We start from the raw sequence: 18,424 nt of genomic DNA, 5'->3' as shown, positions 1-18,424 counted from the left end.
GTAAATTTCATAAATAATTTTTATTGTTATACCTTACGTACCAAACGATTTTTTAGCTTACTTTTTACTCTAAAAATTAAACTGCTATAGACGCAGCAGCAATGAAACAGACATTGCTGCTGGAATAATTGAGGTGATTTATTTGTTTGCCTTGGCCTTTAAAACATAAATCTCGCCGTCGAAACTGCCTTGAATCGTCAACCCTTGCCCAGCTAACTCTTTTAGATATTCTATATGCTCCTCAGTGATATGCTGACCAGGAACTAAAAGCGGAATACCTGGCGGGTAGGGGGTGACTAACCCTGCACAAATGCGATTGTTGCTTTTGCTAATGGGTACTGACTCACGCTCGCCATAAAAAGCGTCACTTGGAATACACGCCAGATCTATTGCGGGTAAACTCTCTGGTAAGCGAGAGCGTCTGGTCGATGTTGCCAACTTCACTTTACCACTGTCGAGCTTTTTCAATGCATTATATAAACGAATAATCTTCGAACGTGTGCCGCCTAGTGTCAGCAATACCAAAATAGTACTGTGCGTGTACTTTTCTATTTCGAGGCCTATTTCATCCAGCAAAAATTTATGAATATCTTTTAATGAATAAGGCAACTGACTAATATCGATGAGAATTTTCAACGGATCATGACCCATGTTGTCACCACTAAAGTGTGGGAATATGTTCATAAAGTCTTGCTTACCTAACACTTTAATATGCTTGAGTGACGCCATCTGTTGTTTAAATTCTTCTACGTGGTTTAACAAAGCATTAAGTAACTTATAGCCTTCCATCTCCAACTGTTTTTGGCATACATCAAGCGATGCGATTAACTGATACTTAGGCGATGTGCTGGCGTAAATACTGTAAATCTCTCTAAAGAAATCAGCATCAAAATCGGGATCGTTTACATGAATATAAGACGCCTGAGAAAACGCCGACACTACTTTATGAGCAGAGTGAGTGACATAATCTGCACCGGCATGAATAGCGGAGTAATAGCGCAAACTAGGGTGGAATAATGAATAGGCAAACCACGCTTCGTCGATAAACACTTTAATGCCATGCTGGTGGGCAAACTCCACGACTTGTTTTAGATCACTCAATAAACCATCGTATGTGCAGCCCGTGAGTACCAATAGTTTTGCGTCGGTATTTTGTTCAATCGCTTGTTTAATATCGGCCAATGACGGTGGTGCAAAAATGCCATATTTAGGGTTTAACACACTCGATAAATAAATAGGGAAGCTGGCTGACTGCAAAATGCCATAATGCACAGATTTATGACAGTTGCGGTCGATGATCACTTTGTCACCCTTGCGTAGTAATGTCTGCAAGATGATTTTATTTGAAGTTGATGACCCATTGGTAACAAAGTAAGTATGCTTTACTTCAAATGTAGCCGCAGCGGACTCTTGGGCACGGCCAATTGTGTTGGTGCTGTCGGATAATGAACCTAATGAGTCAACGGATACAGACAGGTCTCCAACGAAAACATTGCGACCATAAAATTGGTAAAAATCTTTGATGTAAGGTGAATTTCTAAAGCTAGAACCACCACTGTGACCCGGTGTATGCCACGAGTCGTTTGATTCACCCACATAACGACGATACGCTGTCCAAAATGGCGTTTCCGACCGGTCATCAAAGTCGTTGATCATATACCCCAAAATAGCTTCTGGGTCTGAGATTACTTCATCTTTAAAAAAGAAAGACTCGATTTCTTCTGATTCGTTTACAATTTCCAGCCCATTAGTATCGTCGCCGATAACGTATACTGGCAATTCTAAGCGAATAGCCTTCAATTGTTCAATAAATCGACTGTAAGTGCGTTCACCGACCTTGTTGTGTACATCCCAACTAAGTACGACAGCCTGAATATCACCATCTTCTTCAACACAACCTAACGCGTGTTTTAGTTCAAGGCTTTCAATGATATCGATTTGAATATCATCTCGCTCAAAATTAGCAATTGTTTTGGAAAGATTCGCAGAAAGCTCTTTTAAAGTGGTTTGCTCTTGCTCTATCAGCAATATTCGAAGTAAAGGTAACATGGGGTGTCGCAATTAAATTTTATAATACTCAGTAGCATAACCAAAGCATTGACACTTGTGAAATTAATAGCTTGAAAATGTTCTAATAATTGCTTTTAAAAAACCTATCCGTATAAATAGCATGTATTTAAATTGATTTTCCAGAGATTGAAAGATGAATTTACTCTGTTCTATCCTTGAACTCATACAAGTCTTCATTAAAACAGCTGCCACATATAAGTATATGGGCGTTATAAACTTAGCGCTTGTTTACTTTTAACCTGTGGTGCGCATCAACGTTAAACTCTTTAGAAAAACTTTTTTAGCTTTTTAGCACACCCACATTTTTACCAAAGCAAACTTGGTAAGGTTTGATACACGGTTAATAAGGTCGTCCTAGTTAATGGTCGATTAGACATAAGATTTTAAAACTAGAAAGTGAAGTATACCTCAAGTTTGCATATTTGAGGCGCATGGAACTGTGTGAATTTAAATAATGTTACAAATAGTTCCTTGCATGACATGTAATACCTACCTATATTAGCAATAGCTTTCGCAAGTGCTTGCGGATATTTATGATTTGAATAAGAGAATTAAATTCATGACTAAAGAATCACATTTTAGTAATCAAATAAGATCGAATTATGCTTTTATGGCAAAGTCTGTTTTTGATTTACATTGCCTTATACAAAGCCAGTCTGAAGAGTTATATACTGAAAAAGAAATGGGTTTTCCCGTTTTTGCTTCATCTACATTGTTGTTTTTATCTAATGTAGAGAGCGCATCTATTATGCAAATCTCCCAAGGACTAAATTTATCTCATCAGTTGGTTTCTCAGCGGTTAAAAATAATGCTCAAGCTAGAATTAGTTGAAGGCATCAAAGATGGTAATGACAAGCGAAGAACCTTGTATCACTTGACGCCTAAAGGGCAAGAAAAATCTGAGATACTAAATTTGTATTGTTTGGACGCTGAGCAAGCATTTAAAGACTTATCTAACGAAGTAGGAGTAGATATTCAAAGTGTGCTTAATTCAGCAATAACAGCACTTCAAAACCAATCTTTTGGCAAGCGTTTTCCTGAACATTTACAATCATATAAGCAACGAGTTGCTTTAAAAAAAGATGAGAACGCCTAATATGAACGCGACTAAAAACACCTATATTACACTCGCCACATTTTTGGCCTTCGTTATTGCTTTTTACTTCCTAGGATTTTGGCTGATATTTAGAATGGGGCAAGCAACGCCCCTTATGTTGTCAGTAGGAGCTGCTACGATTTTAACTTGTTTAGTGAGAAAGAAGAGCTTATCTGAGCTGGGTTGGAAATGGGGGAGTTGGAAAGTTCAATGGAAAAGCTATCTAATACCCTTTGCTATTGCGTCAGTGGCTTATTTACTTATTTGGTCTTTGGGGGGCGGTGAATTATACAACAGTGAATTCTTAGCGGACAAAAAGCAAAGCTATAACTTAAGCGAATGGAATGATTTAAGTATATTTCTTTTTCATTTGATTTTAGTCGCATGTATCAGCTTCATAATGTCAATTCCGTCTATTTTAGGTGAAGAAATTGGATGGAGAGGGCTATTAGTTCCTGAGCTTTCTAAAATCACATCATTTACAGGGGTCGCGTTAGTAAGTGGCATACTTTGGTCTGCGTTTCATTGGCCGTTGATTTTTTTAGGGTTGTATGGAAATAGCGATACATCGATTTACTATCAACTATTTTTCTTTACGTTATTCATTATTTCTAGCGGAACTATCATGGCTTATATCCGGTTAAAAACAGACAGTGTCTGGACTGCTGTTATGTATCATGGTGCTTCTAATATATTTATTCAGAAAGTTTTTACGCCGATTACCATTACAAACGAGAACTCAAGTTATTACATTGATGAATTTGGAGCTGTATTAGCGTTGGTTGCCTCCGTTGTTGCGTTTGTCTATTGGAGGAAAGGCGTAAAGGAGTTTTCTTTATTAGCTCAAAAAACATAATACTCTGTAGAGGGATATACTAATTAAAGCATCAATTGAATAAACATAAAACATTATTCAGTTTTGCCTTTAAACTCACATCACTATTTAACAATACATGAGCCGCTTCTAAGTTTGCGAGCAGTCCTTACAAAGCGGCCATGTATGATTTAAGGGTATTGTACGTCTACTTTAAACTTTGCTGGCACAACGTTAAGAGGCTTTTTTCAACCTGTTAAACCCTTTTACCCATTGTAATAGCCCGATTGCTCACACGGAGTATACGTGTATCTTAAGCGATTGTCGGGCAGCCAAAAGATAACAACAGTAGATTGTGGAATGCTCGTGTTTGGCGGTTTGAAACGAATTCCAGTTACTCAAATTCACCCAGTCGAATGATTTTAGCAACAGGGCTTGAGCAATCATTAGCATAGCTTGGCATCAATCGATTGGATAAACAATAAAGTGGTCTGTAATCACCCGTGATGGTAAATTTCTGCTCTGCATAATTTCATTTAGCAGGCTAAGATCTTTAACGGACATAGGTAGCGCTGCTTCTTCTGGCTGATAGGTCGTTCCCATTTTATAATCTTGTCCTGGGGTATTCTTCATTTCAATATGCGTACCCATTAATGCCGATATGACATTATTTTGCGAAAAATCAGTTAGCCGAGCTATGCTATTACGAAATGCTTCCCAGTCTTTCACATACAAGCGACCCGGATAAAGACTATCGCCTGTAAGTAGCCACTTGGTTTCACTGTCATATACGGCTATTGCATCTGACTTGTGTCCTGGTAGTGCAATAATAGTGAGGTGACGATTCCCTAATTCAACATTAGCATGAACGTTCGGCCACTTGTTGCCGTGCAATCTGAATGCTTGCTTGACCGACTCCAAGTTCGGCTTGATCAGGGATACATTAGGTTGATTTAGAAACTGACTATCACCTGCAATGTGATCTCCGTGCCCATGTGAATGAGCAACTAACCAAGATAAATTGTCGTAACTCGGCCTTCTTTGTTCAGCTAACTTGTTGACGATGGATTCAATGGTTCGAAACAATGGAAATGTAACTGGATCTGATGTCGCTCCAGTATCGAGTACAAAAACCTTGTTCTTACCGAATAATAGGTAAATAAAGGGGGCTTCGTAGTGGCTACATTTGCTTTGCCTGAGTATATAGGTTGTATCTGAAAACTGATAAACTTCTATAGACGGATCACTATTACCCTCACACATTGGTGAACCGTGAATCCATGTGTGTTTTGCAAGTTTAGCCATTCGGTTATCAAAATCGTTTTCTCTTGCTAATGAATTGTCCGAAGAAAATAAAGCAATTGAAAGCAGTACAAGTATTAACTTCATTTGGCAAAATCCCTTATTTCAAAGTACAACACTTCCATCGACTGACATTGCTTTATTTTAGAATACAACGTGCCAATGTCAGGCACTGATTCGGACTGATTCACTAAGCTATTAGCAAGGCATTGATGACCAAACACGATTGCGTCAAACGATGGCGCAGCTTGAATAGGATGGATAAGCAGTTGCTTGTTATCTGGTCCTGTATCCAAAATATGCCACTCTATTTGATTTGGTTTTTCTGCGGTACGCAAAGTTGTTAGTGGCCGTTTATATATTTGACGGACAAATGTGAAGTTTTTGTCCTTCAGCCATTTCTTACCACCTCGCTCAAAGTGGCCAAGGTAAAACTGAGTGTCTATCTCAAAAGATTGACCGTCGATAAGTGTGTTTAAGTCAAACGTTGCTGGCAGCAGCGTTATCATGTTTTCCACATAGTGCGCGTGTGTCGTTTTATTTGTTTGCGTTAAGTGTTCGAGCAATTGCTGGCGATGTGTACTTTCCACTTCATAAACAAGTTGGTAATCGTGAGGCGCTTGATATAAAGGTAAGTGACTGGCAAAGAGACGCTTGCCGTTAGTAAACAACACCATGCCATGAGAACCTACTCGTGTATGTTTTTCATGTAGGTCATGTTTATTAAGGGAAGTTTGTGCATCTAAAGTCATGCTTGTTAATATTAACAATGTGAAAAGGGTGTGCGTTATGTTTTTCATGGCTGGTACACTTAATACGTTATTATACAACACGAACTATTGCCTTTCCGGTGTTTTGCCCTTCAAATAATCCAGCCAATGTATCTGGCAGATATACAAAACCGCAGACCTCTGTGGACTTGAACTCTATTTCACCCGTTTTGATCCAAGGGGCAACATGCTCGATCATTTCTGCCATACGGTGAGTAAAATCACGTGCCAATATTCCTTGCACAGAAGCTCGTTTATACAAAAGCTGATGTAAAAAGCGAGGGCCCACTTCAGGGATATCCAGACCGACGTTGTATTGTGAAATTTGGCCGCAAACAACAACACGGGCCCTCAGATTCAGACTGGTCAACGCTGCATCTGTTATCATGCCCCCAACATTATCAAAGTACACGTCAACACCACCCAGCTCCAAAAGTTTAGTTTGCAATTGCTGCGCCGAAGAATACGACTTGTAGTTCAGTGCTTCATCGACCCCCATTGTTTTTAACCATTCACATTTTTCTTCAGAACCCGCAATACCGATCACACGGCATCCAGCTTTAATAGCAAACTGAGTTACGAGCGAGCCAACGGCGCCTGCAGCACCAGATACGAGTACAGTTTCACCGGGTTTGGGTTTGCCAGCTTCCATTAGTCCAAACCACGCAGTTCTGCCTGGCATACCTAAGATCCCCAATGCAGTTTTTACATCGGCTTGTTCAGGATCGATAGTCTGTATTTCATTGCCGTGCACAACAGCATGAGTTTGCCAGCCAATATATCCGCTCACCCAGTCTCCGGGTTGGAAGTTGTCATTGTTTGATTCAAGTACTTTAGCTACAACCGCAGCACCCTGCACAGTATTTAAAGGGTGAGGTGGTTCCCATGAGTGTGTTGCTGCTTGCTGGATCCGCATGTAAGGGTCAACAGAAATGTATTCAGACTTTACCAGCACCTCATTTTTGGACAATTGGGGACTAAAATCAGACTCTCTGAGTTCATAGTGCTCTGTGCCTACAAATTCATTAGGTCGTTTTACGTAAAACCATTGCTTCAACTGATAACTGCTCATTTCTATCGCACCTCTTGTATATAATGAGCGAAATTGTTGCATGTAATTTATGTCTCGGTAAGCTATAATTATTCTGCTAATGATTCCAATTTGGAAATGATGGATTAAATGGATACCGAAGATTTAAACAAATTTCTAATTGTTGCTGAGACATCAAATTTACAAACAGCATCTGAACAGCTCAACATTACAGCAGGAGCGCTTTCAAAAACAATTAAGCGCATTGAAACCAAGCTCAACATACGACTTTTTGACAGGGTTGGCCGAAACATTCGGCTCAATCAACACGGTGAGAAATTTCGTCACTATGCATCACATTTGGTGCATGAAGCAGAGCAAGCAATTAGTGAGTTTAGTGGCGATAGAAATAAAACATTGGTGAAGATGGTCGGGCCTTCATTGTTACTTCAGCACTATATTCCCAAACTTACCTTAGGGTTAAACAAAGAACATTATGATTACAGTTTAGAGTCGGTTTGGGAAGGCCGTGCCATTGCGCAGGTAAATACGGGGCAGGCACATTTAGCTTTGGTAACTCGGTTTGCACTAGAAGAAAGTTCCTACAGAGAGGACCTTGCGAGCATACACCTTGGTACTTCTGAGTTTAAAGTCGTAGCAGCAGTTCAGCACCCTTTGCTCAAACGCTTTCCAGATGGAGAGGTCACTGTTGATCAGTTGCGTGAATTCGGTTTTGCTTGTCCGAGTGTATCGCCCTTTTGTGGTATCAAAAGAGGCATTGGTTCTGACGGCTGGCGCGACGATAAAGTGCCTCGTACTATCACCTATCGGTGTTCCGAGTTTAGTGTGCTGATGTCCTTGGTTAACAATGGGATTGCACTTGCGTATGTGCCAGACTTTGTTGCCCGTAATGCAGGGTTAGTGATTATCGATGTGGTGGGATGTGAGCACAGTTGCCAAGAGCATATAGAACTTATCTATAAACCGAGCCTAGCGGCTGGTTGGTTACACCGATTTACGGGTTCTATCGCGATTGAAGAGCAATAAGTAGGGTTATCCGGTCTTATACTCATAAAAGTATTCAAAATACAGTTGCCGCACTTAGGTTTACGGGGGGACACTTATAGCGACCGTGCAGAATAAACCAATGGTGCATATCTACTTTAAACTCTTTAAATATCACTTTTCGAACTTTTTTCTACTCCAATATTGTTCTTACCTATGGTAAATCGAGAGCGGTTTGATACGCGGTAAAGTATGGTGATGTTTAAGCGAGATATAAACGTTGAAGAGCGTTTTATTTTAGCTTTCTGATACTATGCGAACGCTATTTCAATTTTGCTAATCCTAGCAAAAATGACTTATTTGTTTTCTAACTGCTGCTTACGATACTGGCCAGGTGTAAAACCAGTAAACTCCTTAAATGCTCGTGTAAATGGAGCGGCGGAAGCAAAACCACTTTCAATTCCAACAACAAGTACAGGCCAGTCACTTTTATCCGGTGCAATCAAAATGGTTTTAGCATATTCAATACGCATTTGATTTACGTAATGGTTAAAGTTTTTAGCATTAAAATGGTTGAGCATTACAGAACGGATACGATATTCGGGTACGTTCAATTCACGAGCGATGTCAGCAACTCGTAAACTCGATTCCAAATAACGTTTTTCATCAACCAGAATCGCCTGGATTTGTTTGGCTAGTGCGGGCTCCTCCTGAGCAGAGGGCGCTGTGTTCTGTTCTTTTTGATCAAGTTGCTGTTGGCGGAAGAGTATTAATCCATGAGTGCTGATCAGTATGACTAAAAACGCGAAAGTCGAGAGCCAGTCTCGTCCAGTGCCAGCCAATAAATCATTTGGAAGAGTTGCACCTATTAACATGACACTAACAACGCAAAAAATGAATGACGATAGGTAAATAGTTGCCATTTTGCGCTGTAATGCAGTTGAACTATTTAACACCCGATATCCTTCCCAGAAAATAAGAATGAGCATACCCGGGTACAAAATCGAAATTATTTCAGTTAAAACGTTTGTTAATAAGGAAAGCCAAACTGAATGGGCTAGCCACAACTTTTTAGAAAGAAGTAAAAGGTGTTGCAATATTAGACATGCTGAAAGTAACCCAACAAAAATTAGATGGTGACGATTAATAGAGTTATTTTTTCGGAAAAAAGCGCGAGCAAATAGCCAATATGCACTAGAGACGCCAACTCCCAGCATACCGATTAAATGGTGATAAGGTTCCCAAAAGACATTGGTTAACTTGTGTGCGACATACATAGAAGTTGATGCACAGAAAATCGCAAAAACAAAGTGTAAGAGATGCCTTTCTTTTAGGCGAAAATGAAAGATGGCTAATATAAGACTTAGCAAAATTATAATTAATTGGGCTAGATTTAACAGTTCCAACTTTTACTCCCTTTGTTTCTTACGTTATTTTACAGTAACTCAGTTCTTTTTCTATAATCTTCTTGTTTTTGTTCATTTTCGTATATCGATTTTCAAATTTGATGCTCCTCAGGCCTTACGACATGCGAGTATTGATGCGAAATTTGAACAATAAGGTTATTGCTATGAACAGTAAATTGATCACAAATAACGACAGTGTTATTGCAAGTAGAAGTATTAAAAACGAAGACAATTTAACGCAAAATAACGCGCCATTAGTACCACTATGGCAAACTTGGGGACTTCGAGTATTTTTTGCGGGATTAGTGTTTGTCATTGGTAAATGGCAGTTGATGTCTATTTTACAGGGACCTTTTGAGTGGACATCATGGCGAGGTGTGGGGCATTCGCTTTTATTTACACTTGCTTTATTGGCTATCGGCGGCATGTTTCGCCCAATAGTATTTCTACCTATTATGCTATTTGAAATCGTTTGGAAAGTAGTTTGGTTGGCTGCTGTCGCACTGCCACTATGGATGGCAGGTGAGCCAATTCCGGGCGTTGTAAGTGTAAAAGGATCGCTAATTGGGGTTGGTTTAATCATTATTTGTGTCCCTTGGAAATACGTTTGGTGGAGATATTTTTCACAACCTATTGAGCCATGGAGACGCAAAAAAAAGGTGAGTAATAAAAGTAGCAACTAAACAGTGATTAAGGCAGGGGAGGAGATCTATACCCAAGCCACCTCAAGATGCGAGTTTCAGTTGGAGTTAAAAGCGATTTAGGCAAGGCATTGATTGCAAGTAATGGTGGTTCTATTGTTAAAATCAATAACGCAGTATAAATCGCTTTTAAACCAACCCTCTGGGCGCTTCACAGGAACTTACTTTCATCGTTGTAACTTATTAAAAGGGACTGCCATTCTTGCAAAGTAACGCCTTGATATTAAGCCCCTGTGAAACGCTGAATTCTGCATCTTGAGGTGGTTTGGGTATAATTGTGCTTAAATGGATTACATACTGTGCTCGAACCTACTTATAATTAAGCTCGCTCATCGCTTAAAACAGCATCACGAAAATACAATGCCTTAAATCCGTTTATTGGTTGTTTTAACAACCCTAAGTGGAATTAAGGCTGATCTGTTTTATCCTTGAATTTACACGAATCTTCAACAATACAGTTACCACATTCAGGTTTACGGGTCGAACACATGTAGCGGCCGTGCAAAATCATCTATTCATGTACGCCTACCTTAAATTCAGCGGGCAGGCCTTTTAGTAACTTTTCTTAAAATTTTAAAGCGTTTTGCCCATAGCTAATTTAGTGCGGTTGGAAACGCGGTAAATATCTCTGTCTAAGATGGTGGGTCAGTTAGATGGTAAAGAAAGTAGATAAGCACTCTATGTTTAATAAAATCATACCGACTTGTTTAGCGGCAAGTCAACGTAATTAGACTCAAGGGAATTTATTTAAAAATAATAAAAGTGTCGTTTAAGCTCACTGTTTCTCTAGTTGGCAGGAAACTGGCGGCTATCTGGCGTGTTGAATATCAATCGAGTTAGTCATACTATCTGCAACTGAAAGACAGGAGTTATAAACAAAGATGAAAGTATGTAAAAATAAAATTGTCACGCTTAGAAAAGAGCATGGATGGTCTCAAAGTACACTTGCAGAAATATCTGGCTTGGGTGAAAGAACCATACAACGAATCGAAAAAGAAGGGGTTTGTTCACTTGAATCTGCTATGGCATTAGCATCTGTATTCGAATTAAGCCCTAAAGAACTACACGTTGACGTTGAGGTAAACCAAATTGATGATGAGGTTATTCATGCTAGAGAAGTAAATTGGGGCGGAGTGATTGGCATGATTGTTTTGTTTCTGTCTGCTTTTTTTATCATTGATTTAACGAGTAAATACCCAAACTGGGAAATGGTAAGCGCTTGCTTAATATTAGGTCTTTCCTTTACTCTGTCTTGTGTCGCACATGGCATTAGAGAAACCTTATCAAGTTTAGCTGCGACGGCGTGGATTATTCGTTTACCAACGGTCGTACAGGGGGTCAGTAAGAAGATTGCGATAATAAAATCGTTGCGTGATTATGCATACATTGTTGGCATAGTTAGCTCGCTAGTATGTGGATTAACAATAGTTAACCACTCTCAAATTGACCTATTGCACCTTACAAATTACTTCACCTATGCTATTCGACCACTTGTATACGGGATATTGATATCTGAGCTTTGGTTTAGGCCCTTAAAGCACAGACTAGAGCATATACTTAAAGTAAATGCTGTACCTCATAAGGGGGAGAGCAAGTCATGAAAAGAATTTACGTTTTTTGGTTGGTCTTGTTAACTATCACACCTATCACAATAGAGGCAAACACGTTAGAGTCTGAGTTGAATGATAAAGTAGTAAATATTATTGAACAATTTCAAACCCAACATGGGTTTAATGGTTCGATTGCCATAAAACTAAAAGCAAATCCCATTTTTACTTACTCTGTGGGCTACCAAAAGCAAAACACTAAGTTAAACGCAGAGCACTTATTTAGCAGTGGTTCAGTTGGCAAAGAGTTTACAACAGTTGCGCTTTTGAAGTTAATAGATGAAAGCCGTTTGACACTCGATGATCTCATTGGCAAGTATATTCCGACACTTCCACCTTGGGGGCAACAAATCAAAGTTAAGCATTTACTTTCCCATACATCAGGTCTGCCTAAAATTAGCTGGAAAAATAACATCACAACCCAAGATGTCATGGACCAAGTAATGGCTTTGCAAGTTTTAGAATTCCCACCCGGTACTGATTATTTGTATGGCAACATTAATGTGATGTTGCGAGCTAAAATTGTTGAAAACATAACAGGGCAGGAATTCGATAAATATTTAAAAGATCATTTCTTAGACCCGTTAGGAATGACGAATACAATTCAATCAGTAACAATTAATCAATCAAAGCAACAGGTTGCTGGTGATTATCCTACGGCCATAAACGGTGTAACAATCTATACTACCGCATCTGATTTATTACTTTGGGAAATGGCACTGCTAGACGGAAAAGCTCTAAATGGGAAGTCGGTTTTGAGGTATATATCCAAACACAAACTGTCGGGAAAACCGAACCACATTGAATATGACTTTGGCCAGTTTTATATGGGAAATGAAAAAATTTCTGCGATTAAACATGATGGCAGTAATCCTTCCCACCATGTGCTGAAGTATACAAATTTGACCTCTCAACTCTCCTTAGTCGTTATGTCCAGTGATGGAAACAAAAACTTACTGTATTTAATAAAAGACGATATAGAGGCACTGTTCCAATCGATTAATTAAGTTTTTAGGTCACTTAACCTGCTTTTGAGCACTTAAACGTTAGCAAGCATTATTAACCTAATTCGGTTTTGATAGCTCTAAATATATAACGTTTATTTCAGATAATAGTGAAATACCTTGCTCAGTATAAACGAGATTTAGCTGGTTTGGGTTAGATAGACTGAGTAAATTAGAGTTCCAACTTTACTCAGTCTAATCTTTAAACTCACAAGTCTTCGATAATACAGAGGCCGTGTACTATCAACCAGTGGTGCACATCAACTTTAAACTTTTTAGGTACTCATTTTTCGAGTTTTTTTCTGCTTCAACAACGTTCTTCCCTATAGCAAACTTTGTACGGTTTAATAAACAAACGATATGAGTGTCGACATCTGTTGTAGGCCAACCATAAGATAATTAAGGTAGATGAAGTGCTTGGTTTATTTCCTGTATGGTTTTCGACTTAACGTGCTTTTGGTGATAACAAGGGACTTTAATAGTGGAGAACGAGTTAATTATAAAAATTTTTATTCACTGTGACACAATCGTGTTTTATCACCGACTAATTAAATATCTAACCAATTGGTAATATGCAAATACAGATGCGAAAACAATTCGAACAAATGATTATCAACAACCAAGGTCGCATACGTTACATTGCTTCCCGATATAGTCATGACGGCGAATTTGACGACATGTATCAGGAAATATTACTGCAGCTTTGGAGAAGTTTCGAGTCGTTTAGCGGCGAGTCGAAACAAGAAACGTGGGTTTTTAAAGTTGCATTGAATACGGCTTGCACATTTGTAAGGGCAGCAGTGAAGCAAAAAGAGATTAAACAGTCTCCATTACACCAATCAATGCAAGCGCTTCAGCCTACGCAGGACAGCTGCCAAGCAGACATCCTTAATCGATTTATGGATGGGCTGAGTGACATAGATGCGAGCTTGCTGATGATGTACTTAGATGGGCTATCTTCGGACGACAGCGCTAAAGTGCTTGGTATTAGTTCCAATGCCGTTAGGTCGCGTATTAAGCGCATTAAAAATGAATTTGAAACCAATTACATAGGAGATTGATATGAAGCTAGATGATTTAAAGCAAGACTGGCAACAAGCCATTGAAACCGAATCAACTCCTGATAATTTAACTGAGGTGATAGACATGATTGAGCAACAAACCACTAAGATTGATAAGGAGATTAAACGTCGCGATTTCCTCGAAATTGGAATTGCAGTATTTCTTATCCCGGTTTGGTTATGGGGTCTATTAAATTCGGCAAGCACGATGCAAAGTATTGGATTAATCATCGCGATTGTCGCTTGCATATACATACCATATCGACTGATATCTGCAAAAAAAGTAAACGCTAAGAAAAGTGACAGCGTTAAGGATTTTTTAGTCCAAGAAAAACAAAAAATTCAGCAACAAAAACAGATGTTGGAGTCGGTTGTATGGTGGTACATAGCACCGCTGACGGTTGCAATTTTACTCATCACGTTAGGTGCAAAAGTGAACGAACAAGGTATTCCTCAGATAGCGTTGGGCATGGTTTGGTATTACGCTTGTGTTGGTTTGCTGGTTGTGGGTGTGTACTTCTTAAATAAACGTGCTGCCAAAAATAAGTTTGCCCCATTGTTAAAGAACATCGAGCAACGATTGGCAGAAATGAGCTAACTAACCAAAGTCAGCTCATTCTTTTCTAACTCTCTAATTCATAAAGCTTTAATGGCACTTTGAGCGACTTGTTGAGCAAGTCGCTTCGGGCAAATGCGGCCAAAATTGACTAAGGAATTTCGACCATGAACAACAAAGAAACAAACAGCAAACAACAAAGTAATAAGAAAGCTTCGTCTTCGACGATTATTGTCGTTTTGATCACATTAATAATTGCGATAGCCTCTGGTAGCTCATCGGCTGCAAATGCCGAACTAGAAAAGGTGCTTAAACACAAAGTAGAAACTGAAAAACTAAGTGTTGGGATCGCCGTTGCCATCATCGAAAACGGTCAAGTGAGCTTTATTAACGTTGGTGTTGCAAACAAGGAAACGGCTCAAGAAATCGACCAGAACACCTTGTTTGAAATTGGCTCTGTTAGCAAAGTAATGACATCTACGGCACTTGCGACCTTTGTCGACGAAGGGACGTTAAAACTATCCGATCCCGTTCAAAACTATTTGCCTAAGTCAGTCAAGTTACCAATGAAAAATGACAAAGCCATCACGTTTGAGTCTTTGGCAAGTCACCGTTCGGGTTTACCTAGACTTCCAAGCAATATGCAGTTTAGTAACCCGTTAAACCCTTATGTAGATTACACGACAGAAATGATGTACGAGTTTCTTAATCAATACACCTTGCCTCGTGAGGTAGGTGAGTCACCAGAATACTCAAACCTTGCAGTTGGTTTATTAGGACACACGCTTGCTAAAATTGATGATATGAATTACGAGCAAATGTTGATGCAACGTGTTCTAAAGCCATTAAAAATGAAGGATACCTTTGTTGACGTGCCTAAATCTGCGTTGACAAGAAGAAGCAAAGGGCACAACGGAAATCTTGAGACTACCGACTATTGGCAACTACCAGCAATGGCTGGCGCAGGTGCTGTTGTTTCAGATGCTACTGACATGGCACTTTATTTAAAAGCCAATATGCAACAAAACGAGTTAGCGTCGGCAATCAAATTGACCCACCAGCCTACGGCCGAATTTGGAAACTCACTTACTAAAGTGGGACTAGGGTGGATCATCCAAGGCACAGCGGACGGTGATGTTTATATGCACAATGGTCAAACTGGCGGATTCGCTTCGTTTATTGGCTTTAATCCTACTTCGCATAAAGGTATCGTCATTTTATCGAACACTTCTATATTAATGGATGAGGTAGGGTACAGTTATTTGACGAATTCTTTGGCATCTTTAAAGCTAACGACGCCTGTAAAAGTGGCTGAAGCAGAGTTAGCAAAACTGATTGGGAGGTATGAACTGGTACCTGGCTTTATATTGTCGATAACTCACGATGAGGATAAGTTATTTGTTCAAGGTACAGGACAACCAAGACTGCCTCTAACTGCCAACTCAATCAATGAGTTTGTAAATAATGCAGTAAAAGCGAGGATACAATTTGAGCTTGATGCTAATGGCATAGCAACGTCACTTACTATGTATCAAGGTGGTCAAACACTTCCTGGCAAAAAACTAAAATAGAAAGATAGTTAATTGCAGCTCAGAGCTTTTCATTTTGCGCCTTTTTACAAGGCGTCTCTTTCTTACTTGGTTTTATCCTTAAACTCACACAAATCCACAATAATACAAGCGCCACATTTAGGCTTGTGAGCAACACAAGTGAAGCGACCGTGCAAAATGAGGCAGTGAAGCACATCGACTTTCAATTCTTTCTGTACAACTTTTAGATGTTTCTGTTCAGCCTCTACTACGTTTTACCCATCGCAAATTTAGTGCGATTGGATACGCGGTCGATATGGGTGTCGACAGCTATTGTCGGCCAGCCAAAAGATAATGAAAGTAGATAAAATAAGAAAATTAGACTTCACTGATTGAGCTCCTTCATAAAGGAATGTGCTCTGTAGCGTTTAATTAATCTATTATGTTGGAGAGGGAGTATTTGTATTTTTCTTTAAATTTAGGAAGTAAATTCGTTAATTGATTACTTATGTCACTTTCTAAATGGCCAATACTTTTGTGGATTGTATGGTGGATAGTTACCTTACCAAGTTGAACTAAATTAAATTTTTCTTTAAATAGGGGGAGTGTATCTTCATGCTCTAAATAAATTAAATATTCAATTCTGTCTATTTTTAACATTTGTAGCAATGTGGCTGCATTTTCTATCGTAGCGAAATTGAACTTTAGATCTAAGCTTTCAGTCAGATGCTTTGTGCCTTTCGCTGCAAATACGTGATTCTGTTCACTCATTGCCGTGTCGATATCACAAGTTACTTTTTTATTGCAAAGTAAATATAAAATAGCATTACCTAATGGAGGAGTTAATTTTATTAAACTTTCTCTAGTATCTATAGCGTATGATAACCGTGCAACATCAGCTTGAAACATTCCTTTTTCTAATTCCTTCAAACCGCGCCCCGATGGCATAGACACAATCTCTATATCAAAGCCAAGGCTGTTATAAACTTGACTAATTAAAGGCCAATAAAAGTAAGCTTTGGGGTGATTGGGTGATTGGGTGATTGGGTGATGAAACAGAAAGTTTTTCTTTTTGAGCGGTTACAGTCGGAGTAACTAGAACAGCTATGGGTATTAGCAAATGTGAAAATGATCTAGTTAATTTGCTTGTTAGACTCAACTTTGTGTCACCCCCCATTTTTTTGCCTTTAGAACAATAATCCGACTATTTAAATAATAGGAGACATTCGCTTTTATTGCCAAATTATTTTGTGGCGAGTGTACAAAATTCAAAGCTAGAAAGGGGAGTTAAGTCTTTAGAATGGAGGCACTTATACAAAACGCTTAAACCAACCATTACTAATTTAAATTAGTCTAATATATCGGTGACGCAGTAGACCAATAAAAGCTTTACTCCGTTTTATCTTTAAACTCACACAAGTTTTCGATAATACAGCTGCCACATTTAGATTTGCGGGCGGTACACATAGCGGCCGTGTAGAATCAACCCGTGGTGCACTTCTACTTTAAATTCTTTCTGCACGACTTTTAAAAGTTTCTGTTCAACCTCTACTACGTTTTTACCCATAGCAAACTTGGTCCGGGTGTAACAGATGCAGAAATTGAAAAGATAACCACGGAGATTAAATACTCCATAAAAGCTCCTGTACGGCCTATATTATCAATTACAGTTATATTTGACGTTAGAAAGGGTTAGGTTATTTTTCCATCACTAAAATAATAAGCGATGAGGCCTAAGGAGTTGATCAACCCATGCGCAATGATCAGTGGGAATAATTTTCGACCGTTATATAAATATACCAAAGCGAAAATGACAGCTACAACACCCGTGCTAATAATTCCTGGTATACCTTGAGATATATGAAGCATACCAAAAATAGTCGCGTGCAAGATAACGGCTGAAAGAATGCCTGCTTTCCTTTCTCCAAATAACGACATTAGGTTGTTCAATAAAAAACCACGCATTAATAGCTCTTCACCTATCGCTGCACCAACCCAAATTACAACTAGTAAATATATGGCTAAATACAAAGGATTACCTAATAAGAATTCAAACCTATCGGTAGAGCTTTTGGGTATGGTGACATCAAGGGCACTTGAAATAATCGGAACTACTGCTGCCATAAATGCGAGTACTATCACCACTATTAAAATGGCAATGCCTATAGATTTGAACAAACTTCTCCCATCAGTAGGTAAGTTAAATCCGCGACTTTTCCATGTGATGTCTTGTTTCTTCATAAAGTATGTTGCGACAAATATTCCACACCACATTGCGATTGAACCCGCACCAATAACACTTAACCTGTCTGCGATGTCTTTAACGAGTAACATTACGCCTAGGACTACAACAACTTCAAAAATTGTTTGTTGTTTCGAAGTTAACTTTATCATTATCAAATTTTTCCTACTATTGCCGAGTTTTAACTTTTCGGTGGTATTGTATTGGCCTATTAAAATAATGGTTTAGTCC

At 39.0% G+C, this 18,424-nt stretch carries 16 protein-coding genes and 3 pseudogenes; 9 read left to right on the top strand and 10 right to left on the bottom strand.

The window, feature by feature from the left end; all coding sequences use genetic code 11:
* Positions 1-138 precede the first annotated feature (138 nt).
* The gene (locus ACHUE3_RS07070) at positions 139-2,049 is read right to left on the bottom strand and encodes an aminotransferase class V-fold PLP-dependent enzyme (protein WP_394191502.1); all 1,911 of its coding nucleotides are present in this window, start codon (positions 2,047-2,049) and stop codon (positions 139-141) included.
* Positions 2,050-2,629: 580 nt separating this feature from the next.
* Between ACHUE3_RS07070 and ACHUE3_RS07065 the strand changes: the two genes are divergently transcribed.
* Complete coding sequence (locus tag ACHUE3_RS07065; RefSeq protein WP_135474970.1) at positions 2,630-3,166, top strand: MarR family winged helix-turn-helix transcriptional regulator; 537 nt, start codon at positions 2,630-2,632, stop codon at positions 3,164-3,166.
* A gap of 1 nt (position 3,167) precedes the next feature.
* Entirely contained in the window at positions 3,168-4,022 is an 855-nt protein-coding gene (locus tag ACHUE3_RS07060; RefSeq protein WP_394191499.1) for a CPBP family intramembrane glutamic endopeptidase, read from the top strand.
* A gap of 420 nt (positions 4,023-4,442) precedes the next feature.
* On the opposite strand, the gene ACHUE3_RS07055 is transcribed toward ACHUE3_RS07060, so the two are convergent.
* From ACHUE3_RS07055 to ACHUE3_RS07045, 3 genes are read right to left on the bottom strand one after another with little or no spacing between them, the layout of a single operon-like run.
* Complete coding sequence (locus tag ACHUE3_RS07055) at positions 4,443-5,369, bottom strand: MBL fold metallo-hydrolase (protein ID WP_394191497.1); 927 nt, start codon at positions 5,367-5,369, stop codon at positions 4,443-4,445.
* Positions 5,366-6,082, bottom strand: coding sequence for a hypothetical protein (locus tag ACHUE3_RS07050; RefSeq protein ID WP_394191495.1), 717 nt, complete (start codon positions 6,080-6,082; stop codon positions 5,366-5,368). The genes ACHUE3_RS07055 and ACHUE3_RS07050 overlap by 4 nt, the downstream gene beginning before the upstream one ends.
* Before the next feature lie 22 nt (positions 6,083-6,104).
* A complete protein-coding gene (locus ACHUE3_RS07045; protein WP_394191493.1) occupies positions 6,105-7,124 on the bottom strand; it encodes an NADP-dependent oxidoreductase in 1,020 nt (339 codons plus the stop codon).
* A gap of 108 nt (positions 7,125-7,232) precedes the next feature.
* On the opposite strand from ACHUE3_RS07045, the gene ACHUE3_RS07040 reads away from it, so the two are divergent.
* A complete protein-coding gene (locus tag ACHUE3_RS07040; protein WP_135474965.1) occupies positions 7,233-8,129 on the top strand; it encodes a LysR family transcriptional regulator in 897 nt (298 codons plus the stop codon).
* 314 nt (positions 8,130-8,443) lie between these two features.
* Here ACHUE3_RS07040 and ACHUE3_RS07035 read toward each other — a convergent pair whose 3' ends face one another.
* On the bottom strand, positions 8,444-9,493 hold the full coding sequence (locus ACHUE3_RS07035) for a helix-turn-helix domain-containing protein (protein WP_394191491.1): 1,050 nt from the start codon (positions 9,491-9,493) through the stop codon (positions 8,444-8,446).
* 164 nt (positions 9,494-9,657) lie between these two features.
* Between ACHUE3_RS07035 and ACHUE3_RS07030 the strand changes: the two genes are divergently transcribed.
* The 3 genes from ACHUE3_RS07030 to ACHUE3_RS07020 all read left to right on the top strand — a co-directional run bounded on the left by ACHUE3_RS07030 (position 9,658) and on the right by ACHUE3_RS07020 (position 12,808).
* On the top strand, positions 9,658-10,176 hold the full coding sequence (locus tag ACHUE3_RS07030) for a hypothetical protein (RefSeq protein WP_394191489.1): 519 nt from the start codon (positions 9,658-9,660) through the stop codon (positions 10,174-10,176).
* Between the two features lie 899 nt (positions 10,177-11,075).
* Positions 11,076-11,795 (top strand): helix-turn-helix transcriptional regulator, encoded by a 720-nt coding sequence (locus ACHUE3_RS07025; protein WP_394191488.1) that lies wholly within the window; start codon positions 11,076-11,078, stop codon positions 11,793-11,795.
* The gene (locus ACHUE3_RS07020; protein WP_394191487.1) at positions 11,792-12,808 is read left to right on the top strand and encodes a serine hydrolase domain-containing protein; all 1,017 of its coding nucleotides are present in this window, start codon (positions 11,792-11,794) and stop codon (positions 12,806-12,808) included. Before ACHUE3_RS07025 ends, ACHUE3_RS07020 begins: the two co-directional genes overlap by 4 nt.
* Positions 12,809-13,013: 205 nt before the next feature.
* Here ACHUE3_RS07020 and ACHUE3_RS07015 read toward each other — a convergent pair.
* A pseudogene (locus ACHUE3_RS07015) lies at positions 13,014-13,201 on the bottom strand (endonuclease III); the annotation flags it as partial.
* Positions 13,202-13,389: 188 nt separating this feature from the next.
* Here ACHUE3_RS07015 and ACHUE3_RS07010 point away from each other — a divergent pair.
* From ACHUE3_RS07010 to ACHUE3_RS07000, 3 genes are all read left to right on the top strand, one after another.
* Positions 13,390-13,866, top strand: a complete 477-nt coding sequence (locus ACHUE3_RS07010) for an RNA polymerase sigma factor (RefSeq protein WP_099295841.1) — start codon at positions 13,390-13,392, stop codon at positions 13,864-13,866.
* Position 13,867: 1 nt separating this feature from the next.
* Positions 13,868-14,464 carry a hypothetical protein gene (locus tag ACHUE3_RS07005; RefSeq protein ID WP_394191485.1) on the top strand — a complete coding sequence of 199 codons (597 nt, stop codon included), beginning with the start codon at positions 13,868-13,870 and terminating at the stop codon, positions 14,462-14,464.
* Between the two features lie 125 nt (positions 14,465-14,589).
* A complete protein-coding gene (locus ACHUE3_RS07000) occupies positions 14,590-15,993 on the top strand; it encodes a serine hydrolase (RefSeq protein ID WP_394191483.1) in 1,404 nt (467 codons plus the stop codon).
* Between the two features lie 62 nt (positions 15,994-16,055).
* On the opposite strand, the pseudogene ACHUE3_RS06995 reads toward ACHUE3_RS07000, so the two are convergent.
* The 4 genes and pseudogenes from ACHUE3_RS06995 to ACHUE3_RS06980 form a co-directional block, all read right to left on the bottom strand.
* Positions 16,056-16,315, bottom strand: a pseudogene (locus ACHUE3_RS06995) (endonuclease III); the annotation flags it as partial.
* A 68-nt stretch (positions 16,316-16,383) separates the two neighbouring features.
* Positions 16,384-16,905, bottom strand: coding sequence for a hypothetical protein (locus tag ACHUE3_RS06990; protein WP_394191481.1), 522 nt, complete (start codon positions 16,903-16,905; stop codon positions 16,384-16,386).
* 435 nt (positions 16,906-17,340) lie between these two features.
* A pseudogene (locus ACHUE3_RS06985) lies at positions 17,341-17,533 on the bottom strand (endonuclease III); the annotation flags it as partial.
* Positions 17,534-17,643: 110 nt separating this feature from the next.
* Complete coding sequence (locus ACHUE3_RS06980) at positions 17,644-18,345, bottom strand: CPBP family intramembrane glutamic endopeptidase (protein WP_394191479.1); 702 nt, start codon at positions 18,343-18,345, stop codon at positions 17,644-17,646.
* Positions 18,346-18,424: the final 79 nt, after the last annotated feature.

This window comes from Pseudoalteromonas atlantica, assembly GCF_043641955.1.
Taxonomy (GTDB): domain Bacteria; phylum Pseudomonadota; class Gammaproteobacteria; order Enterobacterales; family Alteromonadaceae; genus Pseudoalteromonas; species Pseudoalteromonas atlantica_A.
The sequence above is the reverse complement of the archived record's forward strand: the minus strand, read 5'-3'. Positions and strand labels throughout refer to the sequence as shown.

What these genes read in the sequence shown, in the direction of transcription:
- ACHUE3_RS07070 (WP_394191502.1), bottom strand. Translation starts at nt 2,049, where the DNA reads ATGTTACCTTTACTTCGAATATTGCTGATAGAGCAAGAGCAAACCACT.
- ACHUE3_RS07000 (WP_394191483.1), top strand. Translation starts at nt 14,590, where the DNA reads ATGAACAACAAAGAAACAAACAGCAAACAACAAAGTAATAAGAAAGCT.
- ACHUE3_RS07020 (WP_394191487.1), top strand. Translation starts at nt 11,792, where the DNA reads ATGAAAAGAATTTACGTTTTTTGGTTGGTCTTGTTAACTATCACACCT.
- ACHUE3_RS07025 (WP_394191488.1), top strand. Translation starts at nt 11,076, where the DNA reads ATGAAAGTATGTAAAAATAAAATTGTCACGCTTAGAAAAGAGCATGGA.
- ACHUE3_RS07065 (WP_135474970.1), top strand. Translation starts at nt 2,630, where the DNA reads ATGACTAAAGAATCACATTTTAGTAATCAAATAAGATCGAATTATGCT.
- ACHUE3_RS07005 (WP_394191485.1), top strand. Translation starts at nt 13,868, where the DNA reads ATGAAGCTAGATGATTTAAAGCAAGACTGGCAACAAGCCATTGAAACC.
- ACHUE3_RS07040 (WP_135474965.1), top strand. Translation starts at nt 7,233, where the DNA reads ATGGATACCGAAGATTTAAACAAATTTCTAATTGTTGCTGAGACATCA.
- ACHUE3_RS07010 (WP_099295841.1), top strand. Translation starts at nt 13,390, where the DNA reads ATGCGAAAACAATTCGAACAAATGATTATCAACAACCAAGGTCGCATA.
- ACHUE3_RS07050 (WP_394191495.1), bottom strand. Translation starts at nt 6,082, where the DNA reads ATGAAAAACATAACGCACACCCTTTTCACATTGTTAATATTAACAAGC.
- ACHUE3_RS07030 (WP_394191489.1), top strand. Translation starts at nt 9,658, where the DNA reads ATGAACAGTAAATTGATCACAAATAACGACAGTGTTATTGCAAGTAGA.
- ACHUE3_RS06980 (WP_394191479.1), bottom strand. Translation starts at nt 18,345, where the DNA reads ATGATAAAGTTAACTTCGAAACAACAAACAATTTTTGAAGTTGTTGTA.
- ACHUE3_RS07060 (WP_394191499.1), top strand. Translation starts at nt 3,168, where the DNA reads ATGAACGCGACTAAAAACACCTATATTACACTCGCCACATTTTTGGCC.
- ACHUE3_RS07045 (WP_394191493.1), bottom strand. Translation starts at nt 7,124, where the DNA reads ATGAGCAGTTATCAGTTGAAGCAATGGTTTTACGTAAAACGACCTAAT.
- ACHUE3_RS07055 (WP_394191497.1), bottom strand. Translation starts at nt 5,369, where the DNA reads ATGAAGTTAATACTTGTACTGCTTTCAATTGCTTTATTTTCTTCGGAC.